Below are 1,161 nucleotides of genomic sequence, written 5' to 3'. Positions count from 1 at the left end.
TTTTGTTATTAATTTTTTGTTCGTCAATTGGTTGTTTTGGTTTTAGAGGATGATATGATTGTTTCCAAAGGGGAGTAGTGGTTTTTGTTATTGTTTTTTCTTGGTGGATTAAGGTTTTAAATTCTTGCGTTTTCATAAAGTTATTAATTCTAATGAGGGCTTGTGAAAAGTTTTCACTTCCTCTCAGCGCCATATAAACATCAACGATATCATAATCTTTCCCGCATTTCCAACAATGAATTTTGTTAGTGGAAGTGAAATGGCAACAAGTGGGATTCTTTCCTTGATGAAGGGGACAAGGGAAACGGTGGTTAATATTAAAGTTTTGAGGTAAAATTTTTAATTTTTTTAACAAAACAATCATTGGAAAGTGGTTTTGGATGCGTTTTATTTGTTCTTGATAATACATAATTTCAAAAACTCCTTAATCATCTTCATCATCATCTTCAGCATAAGGTAAAACATAACCGATTTCTTGAAAGGTTTGGGTAGTCATTTCAAAATGATAAAGCAAGTCTTTTTTGGCGCCACTCCGATTCTTTTTAATGGCTAATTCAATGATTTTTTGGGATTCATGACCACGCGCTTTAGCATATAATTGTCGGCAATCACAATTATAAATATTAAAAGGCTTTTCGCGGGTTTTACTTAATTTCGGTTGGAATTCCGCCATCATTAAGACCAGATCGGAATTGGTTTCAATGCCGCCACTCCCTTTTAAAGCGGTAATCGCAGGGGATTTTCCTGAATAATTATGGTAAGTATCGCGGGAAAATTGGGAGAGAATGATAATAACAATCTTTAATTCCACAGCCAGTTTTTTTAATTTCGTCATAATTTCGTCAATGGCCAGCCGATCATTTTCTAAATGATGAGCGGCTTTGGTAATTTGGAGATGATCAATCACCACAATCTCTATTTGTTGTTCTAAATGGCGCCGATAAACTAAATCCAGGACATAATCAATGTTTTTGGTAGGATCATAGCTGAAAGTAATCTGGAGATTGTTCAAGAAGGGTTTGGCTATTCTCATCCTTTCCGTGTAAAGGGCAGGGGAAATGCCTGTCTCTTCCCAGTTTTTGGTGAAAATAACTTCGAGGGGGATTTGGGTTAAGTTCGCTAAGAAGCGACTTAAATTTTCTGCTAAAGTCATTTCATAAG

At 35.4% G+C, this 1,161-nt stretch carries 1 protein-coding gene and 1 pseudogene; both read right to left on the bottom strand.

What is annotated here, in order from left to right; genetic code table 11:
- Positions 1–409 (bottom strand): annotated as a pseudogene (locus tag OC698_RS03160) (toprim domain-containing protein); the annotation flags it as partial.
- 15 nt (positions 410–424) lie between these two features.
- Positions 425–1,161 (bottom strand): DnaB-like helicase C-terminal domain-containing protein (locus tag OC698_RS03155; RefSeq protein ID WP_304513233.1); only part of this gene is annotated, 737 nt, incomplete at its 5' end.

This window comes from Candidatus Phytoplasma gossypii (assembly GCF_030586975.1).
Taxonomy (GTDB): Bacteria; Bacillota_I; Bacilli_A; order Acholeplasmatales; family Acholeplasmataceae; genus Phytoplasma; species Phytoplasma citri.
This window is presented reverse-complemented; position numbering and strand designations above follow the sequence as displayed.